Origin of the sequence: Shewanella sp. Scap07, from assembly GCF_013394145.1 — a bacterium.
In the GTDB taxonomy this organism is placed as follows: Bacteria; Pseudomonadota; Gammaproteobacteria; order Enterobacterales; family Shewanellaceae; genus Shewanella; species Shewanella waksmanii.
The window spans coordinates 3,625,395-3,648,734 of sequence record NZ_CP041329.1 but is presented as its reverse complement, the minus strand read 5'-3'; the positions used below and the strand labels follow the sequence as shown (position 1 = coordinate 3,648,734).

Annotated in this window: 20 protein-coding genes and 9 tRNA genes; 16 read left to right on the top strand and 13 right to left on the bottom strand. The window is 45.7% G+C overall.

Features of this window, described 5'->3' with window-relative positions; translation table 11 throughout:
• From holA to leuS, 3 genes are read right to left on the bottom strand one after another with little or no spacing between them, the layout of a single operon-like run.
• Entirely contained in the window at positions 1-1,032 is a 1,032-nt protein-coding gene (gene holA / locus FLM48_RS16005; RefSeq protein WP_179025307.1) for a DNA polymerase III subunit delta, read from the bottom strand.
• On the bottom strand, positions 1,032-1,526 hold the full coding sequence (lptE, locus tag FLM48_RS16000) for an LPS assembly lipoprotein LptE (RefSeq protein WP_028775253.1): 495 nt from the start codon (positions 1,524-1,526) through the stop codon (positions 1,032-1,034). Before lptE ends, holA begins: the two co-directional genes overlap by 1 nt.
• A 26-nt stretch (positions 1,527-1,552) precedes the next feature.
• Positions 1,553-4,132 (bottom strand): leucine--tRNA ligase, encoded by a 2,580-nt coding sequence (gene leuS, locus FLM48_RS15995; protein ID WP_179025306.1) that lies wholly within the window; start codon positions 4,130-4,132, stop codon positions 1,553-1,555.
• Between the two features lie 120 nt (positions 4,133-4,252).
• Here leuS and FLM48_RS15990 point away from each other — a divergent pair, with 120 nt between their 5' ends.
• A complete protein-coding gene (locus FLM48_RS15990; protein WP_179025305.1) occupies positions 4,253-4,753 on the top strand; it encodes a zinc ribbon-containing protein in 501 nt (166 codons plus the stop codon).
• A gap of 9 nt (positions 4,754-4,762) precedes the next feature.
• Here the strand turns inward: FLM48_RS15990 and FLM48_RS15985 are convergent, their stop codons facing one another.
• The 7 genes from FLM48_RS15985 to FLM48_RS15955 all read right to left on the bottom strand — a co-directional run bounded on the left by FLM48_RS15985 (position 4,763) and on the right by FLM48_RS15955 (position 11,232).
• Positions 4,763-5,242 (bottom strand): prepilin-type N-terminal cleavage/methylation domain-containing protein, encoded by a 480-nt coding sequence (locus FLM48_RS15985; protein WP_179025304.1) that lies wholly within the window; start codon positions 5,240-5,242, stop codon positions 4,763-4,765.
• A 16-nt stretch (positions 5,243-5,258) separates the two neighbouring features.
• On the bottom strand, positions 5,259-6,806 hold the full coding sequence (gene lnt / locus FLM48_RS15980; protein WP_179025303.1) for an apolipoprotein N-acyltransferase: 1,548 nt from the start codon (positions 6,804-6,806) through the stop codon (positions 5,259-5,261).
• A 34-nt stretch (positions 6,807-6,840) separates the two neighbouring features.
• On the bottom strand, positions 6,841-7,719 hold the full coding sequence (corC, locus tag FLM48_RS15975; protein WP_028775248.1) for a CNNM family magnesium/cobalt transport protein CorC: 879 nt from the start codon (positions 7,717-7,719) through the stop codon (positions 6,841-6,843).
• 25 nt (positions 7,720-7,744) lie between these two features.
• Positions 7,745-8,212 carry an rRNA maturation RNase YbeY gene (gene ybeY / locus FLM48_RS15970; protein WP_179025302.1) on the bottom strand — a complete coding sequence of 156 codons (468 nt, stop codon included), beginning with the start codon at positions 8,210-8,212 and terminating at the stop codon, positions 7,745-7,747.
• Entirely contained in the window at positions 8,202-9,245 is a 1,044-nt protein-coding gene (locus tag FLM48_RS15965; protein WP_028775246.1) for a PhoH family protein, read from the bottom strand. Before FLM48_RS15965 ends, ybeY begins: the two co-directional genes overlap by 11 nt.
• 149 nt (positions 9,246-9,394) lie before the next feature.
• The gene (miaB, locus tag FLM48_RS15960) at positions 9,395-10,819 is read right to left on the bottom strand and encodes a tRNA (N6-isopentenyl adenosine(37)-C2)-methylthiotransferase MiaB (protein WP_028775245.1); all 1,425 of its coding nucleotides are present in this window, start codon (positions 10,817-10,819) and stop codon (positions 9,395-9,397) included.
• A 98-nt stretch (positions 10,820-10,917) separates the two neighbouring features.
• Positions 10,918-11,232, bottom strand: a complete 315-nt coding sequence (locus FLM48_RS15955; protein WP_179025301.1) for a hypothetical protein — start codon at positions 11,230-11,232, stop codon at positions 10,918-10,920.
• Between the two features lie 212 nt (positions 11,233-11,444).
• Between FLM48_RS15955 and FLM48_RS15950 the strand changes: the two genes are divergently transcribed.
• The 13 genes from FLM48_RS15950 to FLM48_RS15890 all read left to right on the top strand — a co-directional run bounded on the left by FLM48_RS15950 (position 11,445) and on the right by FLM48_RS15890 (position 18,110).
• Positions 11,445-12,584 (top strand): FAD-dependent monooxygenase, encoded by a 1,140-nt coding sequence (locus FLM48_RS15950; protein ID WP_179026402.1) that lies wholly within the window; start codon positions 11,445-11,447, stop codon positions 12,582-12,584.
• A gap of 356 nt (positions 12,585-12,940) precedes the next feature.
• Positions 12,941-13,528, top strand: a complete 588-nt coding sequence (gene pth, locus FLM48_RS15945; RefSeq protein ID WP_028775243.1) for an aminoacyl-tRNA hydrolase — start codon at positions 12,941-12,943, stop codon at positions 13,526-13,528.
• Between the two features lie 69 nt (positions 13,529-13,597).
• On the top strand, positions 13,598-14,689 hold the full coding sequence (ychF, locus tag FLM48_RS15940; RefSeq protein WP_179025300.1) for a redox-regulated ATPase YchF: 1,092 nt from the start codon (positions 13,598-13,600) through the stop codon (positions 14,687-14,689).
• 276 nt (positions 14,690-14,965) lie between these two features.
• A tRNA-Met gene (locus FLM48_RS15935) sits at positions 14,966-15,042 on the top strand.
• Between the two features lie 65 nt (positions 15,043-15,107).
• Positions 15,108-15,192, top strand: a tRNA-Leu gene (locus FLM48_RS15930).
• Positions 15,193-15,242: 50 nt separating this feature from the next.
• Positions 15,243-15,317 (top strand) — tRNA-Gln (locus tag FLM48_RS15925).
• A gap of 23 nt (positions 15,318-15,340) precedes the next feature.
• Positions 15,341-15,415 (top strand) — tRNA-Gln (locus FLM48_RS15920).
• 15 nt (positions 15,416-15,430) lie between these two features.
• A tRNA-Met gene (locus FLM48_RS15915) sits at positions 15,431-15,507 on the top strand.
• A gap of 78 nt (positions 15,508-15,585) precedes the next feature.
• Positions 15,586-15,670, top strand: a tRNA-Leu gene (locus FLM48_RS15910).
• 45 nt (positions 15,671-15,715) lie between these two features.
• Positions 15,716-15,790: transfer RNA gene (locus tag FLM48_RS15905), tRNA-Gln, on the top strand.
• Between the two features lie 48 nt (positions 15,791-15,838).
• Positions 15,839-15,923, top strand: a tRNA-Leu gene (locus FLM48_RS15900).
• 99 nt (positions 15,924-16,022) lie between these two features.
• A tRNA-Leu gene (locus FLM48_RS15895) sits at positions 16,023-16,107 on the top strand.
• A 305-nt stretch (positions 16,108-16,412) separates the two neighbouring features.
• Entirely contained in the window at positions 16,413-18,110 is a 1,698-nt protein-coding gene (locus FLM48_RS15890; protein ID WP_179025299.1) for a bifunctional diguanylate cyclase/phosphodiesterase, read from the top strand.
• Between the two features lie 64 nt (positions 18,111-18,174).
• Here the strand turns inward: FLM48_RS15890 and FLM48_RS15885 are convergent, their stop codons facing one another.
• From FLM48_RS15885 to lolB, 3 genes are all read right to left on the bottom strand, one after another.
• On the bottom strand, positions 18,175-19,122 hold the full coding sequence (locus FLM48_RS15885) for a ribose-phosphate pyrophosphokinase (protein WP_028775241.1): 948 nt from the start codon (positions 19,120-19,122) through the stop codon (positions 18,175-18,177).
• A gap of 66 nt (positions 19,123-19,188) precedes the next feature.
• Entirely contained in the window at positions 19,189-20,043 is an 855-nt protein-coding gene (gene ispE / locus FLM48_RS15880) for a 4-(cytidine 5'-diphospho)-2-C-methyl-D-erythritol kinase (protein ID WP_372847034.1), read from the bottom strand.
• On the bottom strand, positions 20,036-20,695 hold the full coding sequence (gene lolB, locus FLM48_RS15875; RefSeq protein ID WP_256870954.1) for a lipoprotein insertase outer membrane protein LolB: 660 nt from the start codon (positions 20,693-20,695) through the stop codon (positions 20,036-20,038). The genes ispE and lolB overlap by 8 nt, the downstream gene beginning before the upstream one ends.
• 293 nt (positions 20,696-20,988) lie before the next feature.
• Here lolB and hemA point away from each other — a divergent pair, with 293 nt between their 5' ends.
• Positions 20,989-22,239: a glutamyl-tRNA reductase gene (gene hemA, locus FLM48_RS15870; RefSeq protein WP_028775238.1), complete on the top strand. Its 1,251-nt coding sequence runs from the start codon at positions 20,989-20,991 to the stop codon at positions 22,237-22,239.
• A gap of 13 nt (positions 22,240-22,252) precedes the next feature.
• Positions 22,253-23,338: a peptide chain release factor 1 gene (gene prfA, locus FLM48_RS15865; RefSeq protein WP_179025297.1), complete on the top strand. Its 1,086-nt coding sequence runs from the start codon at positions 22,253-22,255 to the stop codon at positions 23,336-23,338.
• Positions 23,339-23,340 lie beyond the last annotated feature (2 nt).

Here is a 23,340-nt window from a genome sequence, read left to right as displayed (position 1 = left end):
TTAATCGAACTCGATATGCGCAAGCGACTGGTGGGCGCATGGGTCAAACAGCAAACATAGATGGCTGATGGCAACCCAGTCTTCTGCGCCATGTTGTTTCAGTTTACGCTCAATGCTTGAGGTGACGGCGAGCATATGTTCTATTTGCGTGCGCTCTAAGCGCTGCAGCGCGCCTTGATAAAGGCTCTTACGTTTATCCCATATGCGCATTTTCTGCCATAGGCTTTGCAGTTGTTCGCCGCGATCTTGTGCCGATTTTAGGGTGAGCAAACTGCTTAGCTCTTTAAACAGACTCCAAAGTAAAATCAGTAGAGCGACCCCTTCAGATTGCAATTGGCTTAGGATATGTTGAGCTTTTTCTTGCTGGTTGGCGAGTAACGCATCGGCGAGTTGGAATACTGAAAAGCGCGATTGGTCCTCAAAATAAGCCGATAGTTGCTCGGTGTTTATGATCTCATTTGGGCTTAATAGACTGAGTAGTTGCAAGGCTTGATCGGCAGCAAGTAAGTTGCCCTCATAAAGTGCGGCTAACATACTCCGAGCGTCTGGACTCAGGTTCAGTTTGAAATGATTGATGCGTGTGTCTAACCAACGCTGAAATTGAGGTCCTTCAGGCGTGGTACATGGCACATATAGGCCATCACTATCGAGCAGTTTAAACCACTTGCTTTTAGTTTGTTCCGCCGCAAGCTTCGGGCCTTTAATCAGTAAAATCGTATCAGGGTTCGGTACGTCAAGTAACTGTTTAAAGGTCTTGCTGCCATCGGCACCAGGCTTACCTTGTGGGAGTGTCAGTTCAATAATACGGCGGCTGGCAAACAAACTCATTGATTGCCATTCGTCAACTAAGCTTGACCAATCAAAACCGGACTCTTGATACAGCTGCACGTTTTCATCAAACCCTTGACTGCGTGCGCTACTGATGATTTGGCGACGCGCTTGGTCTGTCAACCAAGGGTCATCGCCAAAGATTAAATATACCGCCTTAAGCGGATTGAGCTGTTTAGCAAGCTGATCTGGGTAAACCCGCATTACTCAGTCTCAAGTGAGGCAAGCGTTTGGATCATCTGATCTGCGGCTTGAATGCGCATCTCTTTAAGTAACAATTCCATCTCGCGGCTTTTCGCCAATGCGGTACGCGGATCGTCAAGATAATCGCGATGGATATCAACCGTAAAGGGCTGGATTTCCTGCTGAGGTAACTTTACCGCAAATGTGACGTGGTAAGTTAACTCATACTCTGCCACGTTACCGGTTGGATAGAGCGATAACGTTGAGCGATCAAGTGAGTCTTTAATGATGCGTAACTGAGCTACGTCATCACCTTGCTCAACTAAGGCGATACTACTAAGCCTTAGACGTTCACGGACTAGACGACTTAGCTCGCTGTACTCATCAGGGCTGCTTAAATGGAGTGTTTTAAGCTCTTCTGGAATTGAGTAACTACGTTGAAGTTTAAAGCCACAGCCGGCACTGAGCAAAATGCTCAGTGCTAACAGGGCGAAACATAAGCGTTTAATTAGCATAAGCTACGCATTCGTTCCTTTGGTTATTAGTTAGCTACAATATTAAGCAGCTTACCTGGGACATAAATCACTTTACGTACGGTTTTGCCATCGGTGTGCTTTTGCACGCCTTCTTCAGCAAGCCCTGTTTGCTCAACTTGCTCTTTAGTGGCATCAGCTGGCACGGTGATTTTAGCACGAAGTTTACCGTTAACTTGTACGATAATCAGCTTACTGTCTTCAACCAAAGCCGCTTCATCAACTTCTGGCCAAAGTGAGTCTTCAATGGCGCCCTCATGGCCTAACTCATTCCATAAGCTAAAGCTTGTATGTGGAATAATAGGGTAGAGTAAGCGTACTACAGCTGACAGCGCTTCGTTTAACAACGCACGGTCCTGCTCTGTCGCGGTAGGCGCCTTTTGCAGCTTGTTCATCAGCTCCATAATCGACGCAATGGCAGTGTTAAACATCTGACGACGTTCTACATCATCACCGACTTTGGCGATGGTTTTGTGTAGTTCGCGACGTAGCGCCTTTTGATTGTTATCTAATGATTTAACATCAAGTGCTACCGTTGCGCCGAGTGCAACGTGATCGTGTGCGAGTTTCCACAAACGTTTGATGAAACGATGAGCACCTTCAACGCTCGATTCTTGCCATTCCAAAGTAAGCTCTGGCGGCGCAGCGAACATCATAAATAGACGCACAGTATCAGCACCGTATTTATCCACCATCTCTTGTGGATCAATACCGTTATTCTTCGACTTAGACATCTTGCTCATGCCGGTATAAACCAACTCGTTACCATCGCTATCAACAGCCTTGGTAGTACGGCCTTTATCGTCAGTCTCTAATACTTTAACCTCAGAAGGTGCTACCCATACACGGGCGCCTTTTTCATTGGTGTAGTAATAAGCATCTGCCAATACCATCCCTTGAGTCAGCAGGCGCTTAGCTGGCTCGTCTGAGTCGACTAGGCCAATATCACGCAGCAGCTTGTGGAAGAAACGGAAATACAATAGGTGCATACAAGCATGTTCAATGCCGCCAATGTACTGATCGACAGGCAGCCAGTAGTTAGCTTTAGCAGGATCAAGCATCTGGTCGGCATCAGGGCTACAGTAGCGCGCATAGTACCAAGATGATTCCATAAAGGTATCGAAGGTATCCGTTTCTTTAAACGCTTCTTGACCATTAACGGTGGTTTTAGCCCATTCTTTGTCTGCTTTGATTGGGCTTTGGATGCCGTCCATGACCACATCTTCAGGCAATACAACAGGAAGCTGGTCTTCTGGCGTTGGTATAACACTGCCGTCAGCCAAGGTCACCATTGGAATGGGGGCACCCCAGTAACGCTGGCGAGAAACGCCCCAGTCGCGTAGACGGAAGTTAACTTGGCGCTTGCCTTTACCTTCGCTAGACAGTTTTGCATCAATTGCATCAAATGCCGCTTGGAAGTCTAAGCCATCAAACTCACCAGAGTTAAATAGCACACCTTTTTCGGTGTAGGCTTCTTCACTGATGTCGAGTTCACCATCGACTGGTTTAATTACACCTTCAATTTCAAGGCCATACTTATTAGCAAATTCATAATCACGCTGATCATGGCCAGGTACTGACATTACCGCACCGGTACCGTAGTTCATCAACACGAAGTTGGCAGCCCAAACAGGAACCAATTTACCTGTTAGTGGGTGAATGGCTTTAAGGCCTGTATCAACACCTTTCTTCTCCATCGCAGCCATTGCGGCCTCGGTGGTATCAGCGTTTTTACATTCTTCAATAAATGCTGCAAGTGCAGGGTTGTTTGCTGCCGCTTTCTCTGCCAATGGATGGGTGCCAGCAATAGCAACGTAGGTCACGCCCATCACAGTGTCAGGACGGGTAGTGTAGATATCAAACGACTCATCACTGTCTGCGACTTGGAAGGTCATCTCGATGCCTTCACTGCGACCAATCCAGTTGCGTTGCATGGTTTTAACTTGCTCTGGCCACTCGTCTAGCTTGTCGATATCGCTTAGCAGCTCGTCAGCATAGTCGGTGATCTTAATAAACCACTGCGGGATCTCTTTTTGCTCAACGCTGGTATCACAACGCCAGCAAGCACCGTCGATAACTTGTTCGTTAGCCAATACGGTTTCATCGTTTGGACACCAGTTAACCGACGAGGTTTTTTTATACACTAGGCCTTTTTCATACAGCTTAGTGAAGAACCATTGTTCCCAACGGTAGTATTCTGGTGTACAGGTGGCAATTTCACGTGACCAGTCATAGCCAAAGCCCAGCATTTTTAGCTGGTTTTTCATGTAATCGATATTTTCATAGGTCCAAGGCGCTGGCGCAGCCTTATTTTTAATCGCCGCATTCTCAGCAGGCAGACCGAATGAATCCCAACCAATCGGTTGTAATACATTTTTACCTTGCAGGCGCTGGTAACGAGCAACGACATCACCTATGGTGTAGTTACGTACGTGTCCCATGTGCAGTCGACCCGATGGGTAAGGGAACATAGAAAGGCAGTAATATTTTTCTTTGCTCTCGTCTTCGGTGACTTCAAATGTTTTTTTGTCTTGCCAGTGCTGTTGCACCTTAGCTTCAATCTCAGAAGGTAAATATTGCTCTTGCATTGATGTTTCCCGGCCAGGCCGCCTATTATTTGATCTTGCGCACTTTCCGCGCGAGTTAGATCTGCATAGAATAAACTAGAAGTGAGTCATTAAAAAGGTTCGCATTAAGGAGTATTTAACATGAGTGAACGAAGTTCGGAACTACTGTCGCTTTATGAGGCTCTGATTGCGCAAGTTAAATCAGAATATTTGTCTGATAACTCTATGACTGTAAAGGAGTTATATAAGACTGTTACTGCTAGTAAACAATTCTTGGCATTGAAGGAGCAAACTAAATCCGACGAGCTTGCATTAGTCGAACAATTTTTAAAACGTGACATCGCCAACTACTTACAAGAGAAAAATGCCCACGATTTAGGTCATAGCCCCACGTTAATCGCTGTTGAAAATACATTATGGCATTGGCTAAGTGAAATCACAGACCGCAGTCAGGTCGAATGGCACGAAGTTGCCCAAGATTTTAAACATCAAGGGGTTTACCAAAGCGGCGAAATTGTCGGGCAAGGTGTGTTGATATGCACCGGCTGTAACCACGAAATGAAAATTGAGTTTCCCGGTGTGATCCCTGATTGTCCGCAATGCGACAGCGAGGAGTTTATCCGTGAAGCGCTAACGCCTTAATTTTATCGATTAACAACCGGTTTCATTAGTGGTGTATTGCGGACCACTGGTTTCATTGGCTTGTTGATAGCGGAAATAGCATTGGTCGTCAGTGACCTTGCCGTCGCCGTTATCATCATAGCCAATGTAGGTGAAATGTATCCCTTGATACTCGATGACAAAAATATCGTCTAACTCCAACCATTTTTCTATATCGGTATTGTCCAAGTAACCACGTAGCAGGCGAGTATCGATTGTACCGTCACCGTCAACATCTATGTCTAACAGGTCACTACGGCCAGAAACGGCTTGGCTGCTCAAGCTAGGCATTTGTGATTTAGCGTATACCAAGCTATTCGCGGTTTTAGTGCTTGCTTGGATTTGGTTTATGGCTTCAATTTTGGCCTCACTGCTCAATCCGATAAACTTGGGCGTAGCAACGACCGCTAAAATCGCCAAAACAACAATGACAACGACAAGCTCAACGAGCGTAAATCCATTTAACTTCATGGGACAGCGATTTCTCTTAACTAGTTAATTTGCGGCGATAAACTTTTATGGTGGCAAACATTAATGCCAGTGTACAAAATAGCAATACTGGCCATTCACCTAGCCGGGTATACCAAGTGGTGCCACTGACAAGGGGCACGTTAGCGGTCAATACTCCAGTTTCAAACTGTGGCAGCTGGTGGGTAATTTCACCATATTCATTAGCCACAGCCGTTACGCCATTGTTAGTGCCTCGCAGTAGTGGCCTGCCAAATTCTATGGCGCGCATTTGGGCCATTTCCATATGCTGCAGCGGGCCGTTTGAACTACCAAACCAGGCATCATTTGACACTGTCAGCAACAGGTCGGTTTGCTCGGTAATATTGGCTCTAACTTGCTCTGAAAATGCGATCTCAAAGCAGATTGCGGGGGTTAGTTGGTAACCTAAAGCACTGAGGTTGGGTTGCAGGTAGTCGCCCCGTGCAAACGATGACATGGGCAAGTTGAAAAACGGCGCGAGTGGTCGTAGTAAATCTTCAAGTGGTACAAATTCACCAATGGGCAATAAATGATGTTTACGGAACTCGTTGCTGCCATCACCCACGTAGCTGGCATCTACTTGCTGTTTTTCATCGTAGTTACCGAGCACGATGAGTGAGTTATAAAAATCATCGTTACGGTAGCCAATAATGCCGGTGATGATCGCGCTGTCATTGAGGTTAGCCACTTTGTTAGCGTTATCTAAAAAGTCTTTCACTAAGTATTCAGGTGCCGGAATCGCGGCTTCAGGCCAAATGAAAATATCGGTTTCAGCCAAAGACTGGCGCGATAAATCCATGTATTTGACCATAGTTGGCCATAAGGCATCGGGCTCCCACTTCATACTTTGGGCAATATTGCCTTGCACCAATGCCACATTAACACTGTCGCCGTTGCGGCTAAGGGGATCGGTTTGTACCACGGCGTAAGTACTTAACGCTAACATCGCAGTTATTGCTATTAGAGGTTTAAACTGCTTATGCAGCGTTAATGCTAGTGTGCCGGCAAGCAGTGCAATGAGATAAGTTAAGCCAAGGGCACCAATAACACTGGCTAACGGCGCCAATGGTCCATGGGTTTGGCTGTAGCCGGCCCAAAGCCAAGGAAAGCCAGTTAACACCCAGCCTCTTGCCCACTCAAGTACAACCCACCAGGCAGGGAACAGCAATAAATTACGCCAAACAACATTGAGTGCGTACTTCTGACTCAAATAGCCGGCAATTGCAGGGTACAAAGCGAGATATAAAGCCAGCAATGCCATGAGGGCAATGGAGGCGATAAGCGGCATACCGCCGTAGTCGGCCATACTGACATGCACCCAGCTTATGCCAACACTGAAGCAGCCAAAGCCAAAGCTGAGCCAATACTTAAATGCTTGCTTAGGCGTTAATGTTTGGCTTTGCCATAGGCCAACTGCAAGTGCAATGACATAAATCGGCCAGTAGCCGTAGGGAGCAAAAGAGAGCGCCGTACTCGCACCGACTAAGTAGGCGATAAGATATTTTATTATCGGATGCAGGCCTGTTAGGCGGCTAAATAGTCCCATGGAGCTCTCTTGTAAAACGGTGGAGGTAGAGGCTCTATTGAGCCTCTGATTCTTGAGGTTGTACTTCTGGAAGCTTTACTCGAAGTTGAATTAAGCGACGTGTATCAGCGTTAATCACCTTGAACTCGATATTTTCGATGGTGATTTTTTCATTGCGGGCGGGTAAATGACCAAATGCATGAGAAACCAGACCGCCTACCGTATCAAACTCTTCATCGCTGAATTCTGTATTGAATGTCTGATTAAAGTCTTCGATAGGTGTTAACGCTTTGAGCATATACACCTGTTTGCTGATTTTTCTGATTTCAGTTTCTTCAGCCGAGTCATGGTCGAACTCATCTTCAATATCCCCGACGATCTCTTCGAGAATATCTTCAATGGTCACTAGGCCTGACACACCGCCATATTCGTCAACTACGATGGCCATATGGTAGCGTTGTGAGCGAAACTCTTTAAGCAATACATCAACTCGCTTGCTTTCTGGAACGACGACAGCGGGGCGAATAACTTGCGTAAGCTCAAATGGCTCATCACTGTTTTTGAAACCGTATTGAATTAAATCTTTGGCGAGTAATATGCCTTCAATATGGTCTTTGTCTTCATTGACCACTGGAAAACGCGAATGCGCTGAACTGATCACAGTTGAAAGCAGTTCTTCAACTGAGTTATCGATTTTTAGTGCCACAATTTGTGCCCGCGGGATCATGATGTCTCGCACGCGCAAATCTGATACCTCTAAAACACCTTTTATCATTTCGCGAGTATCTTCGGTTATGACTTCACGCTGCTCAGCATCGTGTATCACTTCCACTAATTCGTCGCGACTTTGAGGTTCGCCCTGGAATAACTGACTTACTTTTTCTAACCAGCCCTTCTTCTGGGCGTTGGTACTCGGTGGGATATCGTCACTCATAATATTCTCGTGGTCAGCTGACCTACTATTGTTCCTTATATGGATTTTCAAAGCCTAACTGCTGAATTAAAAGGGTTTCTAATGATTCCATTTCTTCAGCTTCATCGTCTTCAATATGGTCATACCCTAGCAGATGGAGACAGCCATGTACAACCATGTGCGCCCAATGCGCTTGCAAGGTTTTCTTTTGTTCAATTGCTTCATTTTTAACCACTGGCGCACAGATTACAAGATCTCCAAGCAAGGGAATCTCAATTTCTGGCGGTGCTTCAAATGGGAAAGACAACACGTTAGTGGGCCTGTCTTTGCCACGGTAGCTGTGGTTTAGGCTTTGGCTCTCTTGCTCATCAACAATTCTGATGGTCAATTCAGCCTGTGCCATAGTGTCTCTGAGCGCGGTTTTGACCCAAAGTTCAAAATTTTCACGCTCAGGAAGCTGTGGATCGTCAATAGCGTATTGCAGATCTAAATCAAGCTCCAGATTATGCGTCATGGGAGCTTGACTCTGCTTGTTTATACTGGCTCTCGCGTTTGGCTTTTTCGCTGGCGAGTTGATGCTCATGCTCTTCGTAAGCTTCGACAATACGCGCCACAACAGGGTGACGAACAACATCTTTAGCTTGGAAGAAGTTAAAGCTGACTTCCTCGACTTTATTAAGCACCTCTATCGAGTGGCGTAGCCCTGATTTTTGGTGTTTAGGTAAATCGATTTGGGTGATATCGCCGGTGATCACCGCCCGTGAATTAAAGCCAATTCGGGTTAGGAACATTTTCATCTGTTCTACCGTGGTGTTTTGGCTTTCATCCAAAATGATAAATGCGTCATTTAAGGTACGGCCGCGCATATAGGCTAGCGGCGCAACTTCAATGACATTGCGCTCAATTAGGCGCTCAACCTTTTCAAAGCCAAGCATCTCAAATAGTGCGTCATATAAGGGACGTAGATAAGGGTCGACCTTTTGGCTTAAATCACCAGGTAGAAACCCGAGCTTTTCGCCGGCTTCAACGGCGGGGCGGGTCAGCAAAATACGGCGCACTTCTTGGCGCTCAAGCGCATCGACAGCCGCTGCAACCGCGAGATAAGTTTTACCGGTACCAGCAGGACCAATACCAAAGGTGATGTCATGACGAACGATATTGGCGACATAATCACTTTGATTGGGGTTGCGAGGTTTAATCACACCGCGTTTAGTCTTGATATATAGCTCTTTGTCATCACGAGGCGTTTCTGCTTCTAATGCAACCGCTTCTTGTATTGCGACATGAACGGTATCAGGCTCTAAATCAGGTGTTGAACCTTGAACAGGCTGAGTTTCTATATAAAGTTGCTTTAGCAAGTTATTGACGGTTAGGCAGTTCCTTGCTTGACCCACAATCTGGAAATGATTATTGCGGTAGTTGATTTCAACCCCGATACGACGTTCCAGTTGCTTTATGTTGTCATCAAAAGGGCCGCACAAAGAAGCGAGGCGACGGTTGTCTGATGGCTCTAAATATAGGTTCAGTGTGGTTAACTTATTTGACAAAAATATGGCTCCGAATGACTCATCAATGTCTTAATGATTACAGTTTACGAGCCAAGCGGTGCAAATGCTAACGCTAATTTGTGTCTCGCAAACGTACTGAGCGAAAAAAAGGCAGCTCAATGCCGCCTTTTTTCACCGTGACTCAACCCTTAAGGTTTAAACTGAGTGACGCCAAGATCATCATCTTTTTTATGCTTAGCTAAAATATCTGATGGGCGTAGGTCACGACGTAAATCCATTTCATCTTCGCCACGGATAAATTCGCCGCGCAGTGAGTTGGTATATACATCGACAATTTCAACATCAACAAAGCTACCAATGTGCTTATGAGAAGCTTCAAAGTTAACCACGCGGTTGTTTTCGGTGCGGCCGCGTAATTCCATTGGGTTCTTAATTGATGGGCCTTCTACCAAGATGCGCTGCACTGAACCTAGCATATGACGGCTATAACGCAGTGCTTGCTGGGTTATACGGTCTTGCAGTATCGCTAAACGCTCTTTTTTCTCGGCCATTGACACATCATCAGGCAAGTCTGCTGCCGGTGTACCAGGGCGCGCGCTATAGATAAAGCTAAAGCTGTGGTCAAATTGCACATCTTCAATGAGTTTCATGGTGTCGGCAAAATCTTGTTTTGATTCACCCGGGAAACCAATAATAAAGTCAGAGCTGATCTGGATATCAGGTCGCGCTTTACGTAGACGACGAATAATCGACTTATATTCAATGGCCATGTGGCCACGTTTCATCTGGGTTAAAATTAGATCTGAACCTGATTGAACCGGTAGATGCAGGAAGCTCACCAACTCGGGGGTGTCTTCATAGACGTCAATGATGTCTTGAGTAAATTCAATTGGGTGGCTGGTGGTAAAACGTAATCGGTCGATACCATCGATAGCCGCGACATAGCGTAATAGCTCAGCAAAGGTACAGATATCATCGTCATGCGTTGCGCCACGATAGGCGTTAACGTTTTGGCCTAAAAGGTTGACCTCACGTACACCTTGCTCAGCAAGTTGCGCAATTTCCAAAATGACATCATCGAGCGGTCGGCTGACTTCTTCACCACGGGTATAAGGCACAACACAAAACGAGCAGTATTTGCTGCAACCTTCCATAATGGACACAAAAGCACTCGGACCTTCAGCACGTGGCTCAGGCAAACGGTCAAACTTCTCAATTTCAGGGAAGCTGACATCAATCACGGCTTTGCCACCTTGCTGGATTTGGTCAATCATTTCCGGCAAGCGGTGCAAGGTTTGTGGGCCAAAGATGAGGTCGACACATTGCGCCCGGTCTTTAATCGCTTTACCTTCTTGCGACGCAACACAGCCACCCACACCAATAATAAGATTGGGATTCTTATCTTTTAGTGTTTTCCAGCGACCAAGCTGATGGAACACTTTCTCTTGCGCTTTTTCGCGAATAGAGCAAGTGTTAAGCAGCAGTACGTCTGCTTCTTCAGCTTCTTCAGTCAAGGTATAACCTTGATAATCATCTAGTAGGTCTGCCATTTTTGATGAATCATATTCGTTCATCTGACAGCCCCATGTCTTAATATGGAGTTTTTTACTCATTACTCTTGCGCCACTAGTTGCAACCATGGGAAAAATAGCGCGACATTCTACCCTGTCGTTGGTTAGCTGACCAGCTTTTACACTAAGTAAGCGGTAAATTACTCACTCTTACGCTGCGTAGTTAGGTGGCTGCTTGTGGCAACACTTACTTGTTTATCATCTTGATTCAGGTAGTTGGCGGCAAGTTGTGTAGAAATTTTACGCGCATCGTCCAAAATTCCTTGCTCCACTTCCCATCGCTGCAGTGCCAAGGTTTCTTGGGTATACAGATATAGGGCATAATTAACTGGATCACGGTAAGTGACAGTCATGGTTTCCATGGTATTGGTTTTAATCTCAGCCTGAACACCAGTTGATAGTGTGGCGGTTAAGAGTATCATTGCCATGGATAATGTCTTTGCAAGTGGTTTCATCTGTCTCTCCTTAACGGGTCGAACTTTGAATGAAACCCAAGTGTAAAGCAGCAATTGATGTGTTTTATGTCGCCATTGTAAGTAAGTGTGAGAGATGACGGTATAGCAACATCTTCTGACCGATTGAATAAATTTGACATATTTTGTCTCTTTGGAGAGAAGTTAAGGTGACGCAAGCATTGCAAAAAGATGTAGTTGTCGTTGGTGGCGGCATGGTGGGAGCAGCAGCTGCGATAGGTTTAGCTAAGCTAGGTTTATCGGTGGCAGTGGTCGATGCGTTTAAACCGCAACAATATGATCCGGCTCAGCCAATAGATATTCGAGTATCGGCTATTAGTGTCGCCTCTGAGAGTCTACTTGAGCAGCTAGGGGCGATGCCTTATTTAGCTCAAATGCGTAAAGCGCCTTATCGTGGACTCGAAACCTGGGAACTCGATGGTTGTATAACCCAGTTTCATGCCGATCAAGTCAGCTCTACTCACCTAGGACACATTGTCGAAAACCGCTTGATTCAGCTAGCGTTGTGGCGCTGCTTTGAACATGACTTGGACATTACCCTTTGCTGTCCTGCCAAAGTCAGTCAGATAGAATATAGTCAAGATGGCGTTGAATTAACCTTAGATGATAATCGTCAAATAGCGGCTAAGTTGCTGGTGGGCGCAGATGGTGCTAACTCTCAAGTTCGCCAATGGGCCAATATCGGACTCACCGGCTGGGATTATGGGCAAAGTGCGATGCTGATAAACATCGATACTGAGATTGACCAGCAAGATGTCACGTGGCAACAGTTTACCCCCACAGGCCCTCGCTCACTGCTGCCTTTACCGGGTAAACACGCATCTTTAGTCTGGTACGATGATGCCGCGCGGATCTCACAGCTGGCCAGTATGAGCAATCTCCAACTTGCAGAGCAAATTAAGCAGCACTTTCCTGCCCGCCTAGATAGACAGTTTACGGTTGCTAATAAAGCCAGCTTTAAGCTGACTCGGCGCCATGCCCAGCGATACTATGCCGATAATTTAGTGCTTATTGGCGATGCGGCTCATACTATCAATCCGCTCGCAGGGCAGGGGGTTAACCTTGGCTTTAAAGATGTCGCTGCATTAATTAATGTGATAGAGCAGGCACAAGACAGTGGTGAGCCTTGGTGGCAAACTGCGACATTACAACAGTATCAGCGAGGTCGCTATTACGACAATCAGCTAATGATGTCGACTATGGACCTTTTCTACGCCAGTTTTAGCAATGACTTTACGCCACTAAAGCTATTACGCAATGGCGCATTAAAACTGGCCAATATTGACGGCCCCGTTAAGCGCCAAGTGCTTAAGTACGCAATGGGCTTACAATAGGCAGTATTGATAGCGGCGCTCAACATTGGCACTCAGTCATATAAGCTTGGCGGCATAACCTTAGCGCTATAACCTTAGCTTCAAAACCTAAGTGCTAGTTCATGCCTCACAAACGACTAATTTGTTCCAACATTTTAGGCCAGCTAGCTTTTCCTTGCTGTTGTTCTGGCAAACATTCGCTTTAGTGTTGATTTATACTCTCAATACAAAGGGCTAATTGCCCTTTGTAGCTTGGCTTTTATTGACCTGATTGTCGGCTTGGGATAGCGACCGCGATAACAGATTTGTTGCCAAGTAGATTGAGTGCTAAAATGCCGCGTTTTATTGCGACTGCTACTAAGAGAATTAGCGCTGTTATGAGTAATATTAAGTTAATCGTTGGACTTGCTAACCCCGGTGAGAAGTATGACCGCACTCGTCATAATGCGGGGGCATGGTATGTCAACGAGCTTGCCAGAACCTGTGGTGTTAGCTTAGTACCTGACAGCAAATATTATGGCCTCAGCGCACGCGTTACGTTGCAGGGTAAAGATGTCAGGTTGCTGATCCCAACCACCTTCATGAATTTGAGTGGTAAGTCAGTCGGGGCACTCGCGAACTTTTTTCGTATAAAACCAGAAGAGATTTTGGTCGCTCATGATGAGCTAGACATGCCCCCAGGTGTAGCAAAGTTTAAGCTTGGTGGGGGGCATGGCGGCCATAATGGCTTAAAAGACATTATTGCCAAGCTTGCTAATGACAAGGGTTTTTATCGATTACGAATTGGCATTGGCCATCCGGGAGATAAAAACTTGGTTAGCGGGTTTGTGTTAGGTAAAGCTCCGGCGTCTGAACAAAACCTGATTGATGAGGTGATTGACGAAGCCGTGCGAGCAACAGAGATATTGTTTAAAGAAGATATGAGTAAGGCAATGCATAGATTGCATTCCTTCAAAGCGGGTTAAATTAAGCAAGGCGATAGCATTGCGATGTTTTCGGCGCTATGCCGTTATTAATTGATTAAAGGTAAAAGTATGGGTTTTAAATGTGGCATCGTTGGCCTGCCAAACGTAGGTAAATCGACTCTGTTCAATGCATTGACAAAGGCGGGTATCGAAGCTTCAAACTTCCCGTTTTGTACAATTGAACCAAATACTGGTGTGGTACCGGTACCGGATACACGCCTAGAAGCGTTAGCCGCTATCGTTAATCCTGAGCGCGTAATGCCAACCACCATGGAGTTTGTTGATATTGCGGGCTTGGTTGCCGGTGCCTCTAAAGGTGAAGGCTTAGGTAACAAGTTCCTAGCCAATATCCGAGAAACCGATGCAATTGGTCATGTGGTACGTTGTTTTGAAGATGACAACATTGTCCACGTTGCTAACAAAGTATCGCCAGCCGCCGATATTGAAGTGATCAATACAGAGCTAGCATTAGCCGATTTAGATTCTTGTGAGCGTGCTATTACTCGTCAAGCTAAAAAAGCAAAAGGCGGTGATGCCGATGCTAAGTTTGAAGTGACAATCCTTGAAAAAATGCGTCCTATCTTGGATGAAGGCAAAATGCTACGTTCAATGGAATTGACTAAAGAAGAGCTTGAAGCAGTACGCTACTTGAATTTCTTAACGTTAAAACCAACCATGTACATTGCTAACGTATCGGAAGATGGTTTTGACAATAACCCACACTTAGATGCCGTTAAAGCGATTGCCGCTGAAGAGAACGCCGTGGTCGTTGCGGTGTGTGCAGCTATTGAATCAGAACTGGCTGAAATGGACGCTGAAGACCGCGATGAGTTTATGGCTGACCTTGGCTTAGAAGAGCCTGGTTTGGACCGTGTTATTCGTGCTGGCTATCAGCTACTTGATTTGCACACTTATTTCACCGCGGGTGTTAAAGAAGTCCGTGCATGGACCGTGCGCGTCGGTGCTAATGCGCCGCAGGCAGCAGGTGTGATTCACACCGATTTTGAGCGTGGATTTATTCGTGCACAAGTGATGGCCTACGATGATTTCATCGAATATAAAGGCGAAGCTGGCGCTAAAGAAGCGGGTAAACTTCGTGTAGAAGGTAAAACTTACATCGTTAAAGATGGCGATGTGATGCATTTCTTATTTAATGTCTAAATAAAAGTGCCAAATTGGCGTTTTTTCGTCAATAATAATAACGGTTCAATCATTTGATTGGGCCGTTTTTGTTTTTAATTGGCGTGTAATAGCGGCAGTGATAGCGAGTAGAGCAGCGAATTACAGCGATATTTGTCCATCTGCTGCTCAGTTTGGTGAAGTTATAGCCGAACAAGCGAGATAGTTTAAAATAGCGAAAAAAAGCTGTTGACCTGCATACGCTGAATAAGCATAATACGCCCCGTTCCTCAGCAAGAGGGGCATGTAATAAAAGATGGCAATGTAGCTCAGCTGGTTAGAGCACAGCACTCATAATGCTGGGGTCGCAGGTTCAAGTCCCGCCATTGCTACCATCTTCTATATAAGTAAATTACTTAGTGGAAGCATCCTTATCTTGATGTAAAATAGATAACTCCGTGCGGGAGTGGTGGAATTGGTAGACACGCCAGATTTAGGTTCTGGTGCCGCAAGGTGTGAGAGTTCAAGTCTCTCCTCCCGTACCATTGATTTCGCGTTGCAGCTTAGGCTAGTGACGTGGGAAGTAAGAAAAGATTGGGATATCGCCAAGCGGTAAGGCACCGGGTTTTGATCTCGGCATTCCCAGGTTCGAATCCTGGTATCCCAGCCATTCTTATTACTTCTCAAAGCTTTTGGGATATCGCCAAGCGGTAAGGCACCGGGTTTTGATCTCGGCATTCCCAGGTTCGAATCCTGGTATCCCAGCCATTTTTATGGTTTTGTGGCAATGTAGCTCAGCTGGTTAGAGCACAGCACTCATAATGCTGGGGTCGCAGGTTCAAGTCCCGCCATTGCTACCATCTTTTACTAAGATGTTAATCTAGTATCGAGCTGCTTCAGTTCGCATCAATATCAAGATGTCAACATGATAACTCCGTGCGGGAGTGGTGGAATTGGTAGACACGCCAGATTTAGGTTCTGGTGCCGCAAGGTGTGAGAGTTCAAGTCTCTCCTCCCGTACCATTATTAATGTGATAGATGACATGTCTATGACATAAAAAGTTAGATTGGGATATCGCCAAGCGGTAAGGCACCGGGTTTTGATCTCGGCATTCCCAGGTTCGAATCCTGGTATCCCAGCCATTTTTATCTTGGTACAGATATAAAACAGTACCAAAGCGATATTGCAGTGCGGGAGTGGTGGAATTGGTAGACACGCCAGATTTAGGTTCTGGTGCCGCAAGGTGTGAGAGTTCAAGTCTCTCCTCCCGTACCATTATTGCAATAGAAGGTTCATCAGTGATGAGCCTTTTTTGATCGCTACGGGCTAAGTTGTTATGCCCACATCAAGACCGATGTAAAATGTCAGCTCCGTGCGGGAGTGGTGGAATTGGTAGACACGCCAGATTTAGGTTCTGGTGCCGCAAGGTGTGAGAGTTCAAGTCTCTCCTCCCGTACCATTATTGAAAACAAAAAAGCCTGTCTTGATGACAGGCTTTTTTGTTGCCATTTATCCCCGCACCACTTTATGCTGATTGGTATTACATATTTAGCTGCTATTGATTGCTCGAATTTCTATCTGCCTTTGTTGGTTATATGTTGCGAAAGCTGTTTTGCCGTGTAGTATTAATTTTACAGGGTAAGGAGTTAGGAGGCAGCATTGGGTTTTCGACAAGGTTCTAGCTTGAAAGGGATTGAAGCTAGGCATATAAAGCTGATTTTGAGCAGCACATATGTATTATTGCTTGCAATCGTTTTTCTCATTATGTTTCAGCTGCACCAGGGAACAAACATCACCTATTTTTATGCTGCAGTTGCCGTGTTACTACTTACTTCACGGTTTACTCGCAGCTCGCTGCTAAAGAAAATCACCGCCATTTTGGCGATTGTCACGTTTGTTGCATTAGGGGTGCTTTACCCCATGGATATGGAAAAAATTGAAGAAGCATTCATTCTTATTCCATTGATGTACGTAATTTTATTTCCACATTCATTGTGGCCTATAGCCGTTGCATTTGCGCTGCTTCTTACCTATCTTCCCAGTCTTTTTAGTCATGATATTTTCGACTTTGTTGAGGATAGTTTAGAGATAGTCGTGATTGCCACTTTTGCATCGATAATGTCTCTTTATCAGTCAAAAACGCGGCAACAATCGCTGCACTTCCAGCAGCAAAGCCTCACTGATGATATGACTTTGCTGGGAAACCGAAAAGCATTCTTGCAACGGTTAGACACTGAGATAAAAGCAACGTCGGCGGATTCAAACCACAGTTTCATATTGATTTTGCTAGATTTAGATAACTTTAAACAAGTTAATGACCAGTATGGCCACCTAGTGGGTGACGAGTTACTGCAAGGTGTTGCAACGCGGTTAGATCAGTTTGTCGCACAAAAAGGCTGCGTGTTTCGATTAAGCGGTGATGAATTTGCGATGATATTAACGCAGGCGGACGGTGCTTCAATTGATGACAGTTTTGCGGCACTTGATCAGCAGTTTTTTAACCACAGTGAAAATGCATTTGATCTGACCAATCATTTAATCCATATATCAATGTCTGGTGGGTACATTCAATTTCATCATGCTGATATGGATGCTATCTCTGTTACTCGTGCCATTGATCTCGCTTTGTTGAGTGCTAAAAAAGCCGGTAAAGGTCAATTAGTGCAATATCACCCATCAATGTTAGATCAGGCTAAACGCAAAGTTGCCTTGGAAAGCGAATTGAATCAAGCTATTGAACTGTCACAGTTCACCTTAGTTTATCAGCCCAAGGTTTCGTTGATATCTGGTGAAGCGGTAGGCGCCGAAGCACTTCTGCGTTGGAATCATCCTACCCTAGGAGCGATTTCACCTGCTGAGTTTATACCCATAGCAGAGAAAACGGGTTTAATTGCTTCAATCGGTAAGTGGGTGCTATTAGAGGCGATGGCCCAACTTGCTCTATGGCAGAAAAATGATAGCGAGTTTAGTGTTTCAATTAATATTTCTGCTGTGCAGGTGAAGCAAGGTGGGCTCGTTAAGCAGATCACCCAAAGTATTTCTCATACCGGCGTTAATCCACATGGTATCGAGTTTGAACTCACAGAAACCAGTATCATGGAGCAACCAGAGCGCTATATCGACACCTTCGAGTCGATTAGAAATTTGGGATGCAAAATTGCAATTGATGATTTTGGGGTAGCGTATTCATCACTCGGGTACCTGACGAAGCTGCCAATAGATGTATTGAAAATAGACAAAAGCTTCATTGATGACAGTGCAACCAGCTATCCACACAGAATGGTGGTTAAAACCATTGTACAGCTTAGCCAGAATTTAGGCTTGCAATCGGTCGCTGAAGGAGTAGAAACTAAAGAGCAAAGGAACTTGCTTCGTGAAGAAGGCGTAGATATCTATCAAGGGTACTACTTTTCTCGGCCTGTTTCCGCAGCAGCAATTACCCCTTTGTTGAATTGCGCTTGAGCCTAGTTTATTGACAACAAAAAAGGCACTCAATGGAGTGCCTTTTAGCTGTTTAAAGCGCGAATTAGTGCTTAAACATTGCAGAGATAGACTCTTCGTTGCTTACGCGGCGAATCGCTTCAGCCATAACAGTAGACATAGTCAGTTGCGATACTTTGTCGATTGCAGCGATTTCTGGGCTCAATGGAATGGTGTCAGTGACAATCACTTCATCGATAACAGACTCTGCTAGGTTCTTAGCAGCGTTACCTGAGAAGACAGGGTGAGTAGCATAAGCAAAGACACGGTTAGCACCATGTTCTTTTAGTGCTTCAGCTGCTTTACACAGTGTTCCGCCAGTATCAATCATATCATCAACGATAATGCAGTCACGGCCTTGAACGTCACCAATGATATGCATCACTTGTGCAACGTTTGCCTGAGGGCGACGCTTATCAATAATGGCCAGATCAGAATCATCAAGCAACTTGGCAACAGCACGAGCACGTACTACGCCTCCAATGTCTGGTGATACTACAACTGGGTTGTCCAGTTCTTTGGCGACCATGTCTTCAAGCAGTACAGGGCTACCAAATACGTTATCAACTGGAACATCGAAGAAACCTTGGATTTGCTCAGCATGCAGATCACAAGTTAACACGCGGTCTACACCCACACTTGATAGGAAGTCTGCAACCACTTTAGCAGTGATCGGTACACGCGCACTGCGGACACGACGGTCTTGACGGGCGTAACCAAAGTATGGGATCACCGCCGTAATACGGCCAGCTGATGCACGACGCAATGCATCAACCATGACGATAAGTTCCATCAAGTTATCGTTAGTTGGTGCACAGGTAGATTGAATGATAAATACATCCGCACCACGTACATTTTCGTTAATTTGGACACTGATTTCACCGTCGCTGAACACGCCAACTTCTGCGTCTCCAAGTTTACAAAATAGGCGATCTGCTATCTTCTTTGCGAGACTAGGTGTTGCGTTACCAGCAAATAGTTTAATGTCAGGCACTGTATGAACCTCAGGCGTATGCTTCATTTTAGTGGCCAAGCGCGTAAATTACGTTCTTGGATGGCTTTAAGGCTGAGATAATCTCAACGCTAATGGTGATTTATTTGCCCCTTTAGCGACAAATCCGCGCATATCTTGAGGTAGTTTTGCCAAGATATCTAACGCTTGCTGCTGCTGTTTGAATTGACCAAAAACACATGCTCCGGTTCCGGTCATTCTGGACGGCGCATATTCTATCAGCCACGCCAAGGCTTTGGCAACTTGTGGGTAACGATCGCACACGAGCTTTTGGCAATCGTTTTGCCATGGACTGCTCATTAAAGTTTGGCAGTCTAACTTAGGGGTATCACGGGTAAGCATTGGATTAGCAAACACTTCTGCGGTCGATACATGTACATCCGGCACCAGTACCAAATACCAATATTCGGTAGGTGTTACTGGGGTAAATTGCTCACCGACGCCCTCTGCAAATGCTGCTAAACCATTAATAAAAACAGGGACATCAGCGCCTAGCTTTAATCCTATTTCGCACAGTTGTTTATTACTAAGATTGGTTTTCCAAAGCTGGTTTAAGGCGACTAATGTGGTGGCCGCGTCAGAAGAACCCCCTCCGATCCCGCCGCCCATTGGCAGCTGTTTATCCAGCCAAATCTCGGCGCCATACTGGCATCCTGTGGCTTGCTGTAGCGATTTTGCGGCCTTGAGAATTAAGTTATCGCTGTCAGGGACAACGCTGGCCATCGATGAGTGTAGTTGTAAGCTGCTGTCTTCGCGCACTTGAAAATCGAGGTAGTCACAATGGTCAATAAACTGAAACAGGGTCTGCAACTCATGATAACCATCATCGCGGCGGCCATTGACATGTAAAAACAGATTAAGTTTAGCCGGGGCTGGCCATCGGTTAGAGCGGGGGTTATTCACTGAGTGTTCCTTCAGTCGCAATGGCGACGCCATTGGTGATTTGATTGTCTTTAGGTGCAAGCGCCTGCCATTGACTCACTTGAATTTTTAGACGAATGCTATCTTTGTTGACATCTAGTAGCCGAGGTAATTCGGCGCCGCTTTGTTGCTGCCAAGATTTGAACTGTACCTGCCATGGAGACGTCGCGGCATGGGTATGGGCACTTATTGGTCGCTGGGCATCATCACGCTTTGTCACCACATCCGTAGCGGATACCTGTCCGGTGATCCATAAAGGTAATGTGTCAATGGGAATTGACCAGCCGGTAAGGCGTGCTAACAAACGTTGCGGGTCACTATCTTGGTAAGTATTGCCATCTAACTGCAAAGTTGAGCCCGATGGGTCACGGGTTAGCGATAATACTGTGGTGCCTAGCATTGTGGTTAAGGTTATCCGATCCCGTGTTGGGGTGTGCAACCAATAGAGGTTGGTGCTGAATTTGTCCTGCTCGGTGCGCACAGCAAGTTTGCCCTGCATTTCCCAGGCGTAGGCCAGGCTGACATGATTGACGTTCACATTAACTAAGTCTTGTGGTGGCCGAGTTGAGCAAGCTTGCAACAATATGCACATCGCAAAAAAGAAAATAGAAGCTGTTTTTGTGAAGTGGTTCAAATTATTCGTCTATTGCTGATATTTGATGAGACATATCATACGAGGGCATGACCAAAATACCAATGCTTGATATCAAATTTAGCTCAATCGCCTATTATGCCTAGCTCACAAGGGTATGACGAATCAGCAACAAGCCGGCTAATTATCGTTATCGATACTCATGGTTTAATTAAAAAAATCGGTGACAATTAATATTATTATTCGGTTTTGTTAAGCGTATTCTGTTTTTAGTTGGTTCAATTCAGTAGAATGAGCCTCAATAAATGAGATGCCAAGAGTCCAGAACGAGTCAAATGAGCCTTGTAGCAATCGGTATTAATCATAAAACCGCTACGGTAGACCTACGTGAAAAGGTAGCGTTTGCCCCAGATAAAATTCATGATGCAATGAGAAGCCTTGCCAGTCGTACTAAGACAGGTGAAGCGGTCATTATCTCAACTTGTAACCGTACTGAATTGTACTGCAATACCGGCGAAGAGGCCGATGTGATTGCATGGTTAGAAGAGTATCATCAGTTAAATCATGAAGATGTTGAACCCTGTTTGTATCGCTATGCGGGACAAGAAGTGGTGCAGCACTTGATGCGCGTTTCCGCTGGACTGGATTCCCTCATCTTAGGTGAGCCGCAAATCCTTGGGCAGGTAAAGCAATCTTTTGTTAAAGCAAAAGAGGCTGGGACTGTTGCGGTTACCATGGATCGCTTATTCCAAAATACTTTCTCTGTTGCTAAAAAAGTGCGTACCGAAACTGAAATCGGTGCCGCAGCAGTGTCGGTGGCATTTGCTGCTGTCAGTATGGCGAAACATATTTTTTCGGCGTTAAGTGCCACTAAGGTGCTACTTGTAGGGGCAGGTGAAACCATTGAACTGGTTGCCCGTCACTTAAAAGATAACGGTGTTGATTCGATGGTGGTGGCAAACCGTACAATTTCACGTGCGGAAGCGATGTGCGAAGAGTTCGGTGCCACAGCAATTACACTCGAACAGATACCAGAGTATCTCCCTAAAGCCGATATCGTGATATCCTCTACCGCGAGTCCTTTACCTATATTAGGAAAAGGCATGGTAGAAAAAGCGCTGAAGCAACGTCGTCATCAACCTATGTTGTTGGTTGATATAGCAGTTCCGCGAGATATAGAGGCAGAAGTAGGCGAACTTGATGACGCTTTCCTCTACACCGTGGATGACTTGCAAAGCATTATTGAACAAAATATGGCCTCGCGACGCGAGGCTGCCGAGAAAGCTGAGTTAATTGCTGAAGAAGAATCTCATCTATTTATGGAATGGATTCGCTCATTAGAATCCGTCGATAGCATTCGTGAATATCGAACGGCCAGTATGGCGATAAAAGATGAGTTGGTAGAGCGTGCAATCAATAAGCTTGCCCAAGGCGGAGACAGTGAAAAACTGATCCTTGAGCTAGCGAATAAATTGACCAATAAACTGATCCACGCCCCTACGCAAGCACTAACCGCAGCCAGCCGCCAAGGCGACCTCAATAGCATAGGTCAGTTACGTGCGGCGCTCGGATTAGATAAAGACTAAGGTTAGCGTTTTAATGAAGGACAGTGTAATTCGCAAGCTCGAAGGCTTGCTTGAGCGTAATGAAGAAGTATTGGCGCTGCTAAGTGACGCAGAAATTATTGCCGATCAGGAGCGTTTTCGCGCTTTGTCCAAAGAGTATGCTCAACTTGAGGACGTGGTAAAAAGCTTTAAAGCTTTTCAGCAGGCAGAAGAAGATCTTGAAGCAGCCAAAGAGATGCTTAATGAAGATGACGCTGATCTAAAAGAGATGGCAGCTGAAGAGATCAAAGAAGCCAAGGCGACGCTCGAAACGCTAGAAGATGAATTGCAAATCCTATTGCTACCTAAAGACCCCAATGACGATAACAACGCCTTTGTTGAAATTCGCGCGGGTGCGGGCGGCGATGAAGCGGCTATTTTTGCTGGCGATCTGTTCCGTATGTATAGCCGTTACTGCGAAGGTAAGCGCTGGCAAGTTGAAGTGATGAACGCCAACGAAGGCGAACATGGCGGATTTAAAGAGGTGATTGTTAAGGTTTCCGGCGAAGGTGTTTACGGTAACTTGAAATTTGAATCCGGCGGCCATCGTGTACAGCGTGTACCAGAGACTGAATCCCAAGGCCGCGTGCATACTTCAGCATGTACGGTTATTGTATTGCCTGAAATCCCTGAAGCTGAAGCGATTGAAATAAACAAAGCCGATCTTAAAGTGGATACTTTCCGCGCCTCTGGTGCGGGTGGTCAGCACGTCAACAAAACTGATTCTGCGATTCGTATTACTCACATTCCAACGGGTATTGTGGTTGAATGTCAGGATCAGCGCTCGCAGCACAAGAACCGTGCCCAAGCAATGAGCGTACTGTCTGCACGTATTCAGGCGGTAGAAGATGAGAAGCGTCGCAGCGAAGAGGAAAGCACTCGTCGTAGCTTAGTGGCAAGTGGTGATCGCTCAGAGCGAATCCGCACCTATAACTTCCCACAAGGGCGCATGAGTGAGCATCGTATTAACCTCACGCTGTATCGTTTAAATGAAATCATGGAAGGTGATCTCGATGTCATTATCGAGCCGTTGATGCAAGAAAACCAAGCCGATATGTTAGCGGCGTTATCAGACGAATAACG

Bases quoted from the DNA above. Each gene is read 5' to 3' on its own strand.
- holA (WP_179025307.1), bottom strand. From the start codon at position 1,032: ATGCGGGTTTACCCAGATCAGCTTGCTAAACAGCTCAATCCGCTTAAG.
- lptE (WP_028775253.1), bottom strand. From the start codon at position 1,526: ATGCTAATTAAACGCTTATGTTTCGCCCTGTTAGCACTGAGCATTTTG.
- leuS (WP_179025306.1), bottom strand. From the start codon at position 4,132: ATGCAAGAGCAATATTTACCTTCTGAGATTGAAGCTAAGGTGCAACAG.
- FLM48_RS15990 (WP_179025305.1), top strand. From the start codon at position 4,253: ATGAGTGAACGAAGTTCGGAACTACTGTCGCTTTATGAGGCTCTGATT.
- FLM48_RS15985 (WP_179025304.1), bottom strand. From the start codon at position 5,242: ATGAAGTTAAATGGATTTACGCTCGTTGAGCTTGTCGTTGTCATTGTT.
- lnt (WP_179025303.1), bottom strand. From the start codon at position 6,806: ATGGGACTATTTAGCCGCCTAACAGGCCTGCATCCGATAATAAAATAT.
- corC (WP_028775248.1), bottom strand. From the start codon at position 7,719: ATGAGTGACGATATCCCACCGAGTACCAACGCCCAGAAGAAGGGCTGG.
- ybeY (WP_179025302.1), bottom strand. From the start codon at position 8,212: ATGACGCATAATCTGGAGCTTGATTTAGATCTGCAATACGCTATTGAC.
- miaB (WP_028775245.1), bottom strand. From the start codon at position 10,819: ATGAGTAAAAAACTCCATATTAAGACATGGGGCTGTCAGATGAACGAA.
- FLM48_RS15955 (WP_179025301.1), bottom strand. From the start codon at position 11,232: ATGAAACCACTTGCAAAGACATTATCCATGGCAATGATACTCTTAACC.
- FLM48_RS15950 (WP_179026402.1), top strand. From the start codon at position 11,445: ATGGTGGGAGCAGCAGCTGCGATAGGTTTAGCTAAGCTAGGTTTATCG.
- pth (WP_028775243.1), top strand. From the start codon at position 12,941: ATGAGTAATATTAAGTTAATCGTTGGACTTGCTAACCCCGGTGAGAAG.
- ychF (WP_179025300.1), top strand. From the start codon at position 13,598: ATGGGTTTTAAATGTGGCATCGTTGGCCTGCCAAACGTAGGTAAATCG.
- FLM48_RS15890 (WP_179025299.1), top strand. From the start codon at position 16,413: ATGTTTCAGCTGCACCAGGGAACAAACATCACCTATTTTTATGCTGCA.
- hemA (WP_028775238.1), top strand. From the start codon at position 20,989: ATGAGCCTTGTAGCAATCGGTATTAATCATAAAACCGCTACGGTAGAC.
- prfA (WP_179025297.1), top strand. From the start codon at position 22,253: ATGAAGGACAGTGTAATTCGCAAGCTCGAAGGCTTGCTTGAGCGTAAT.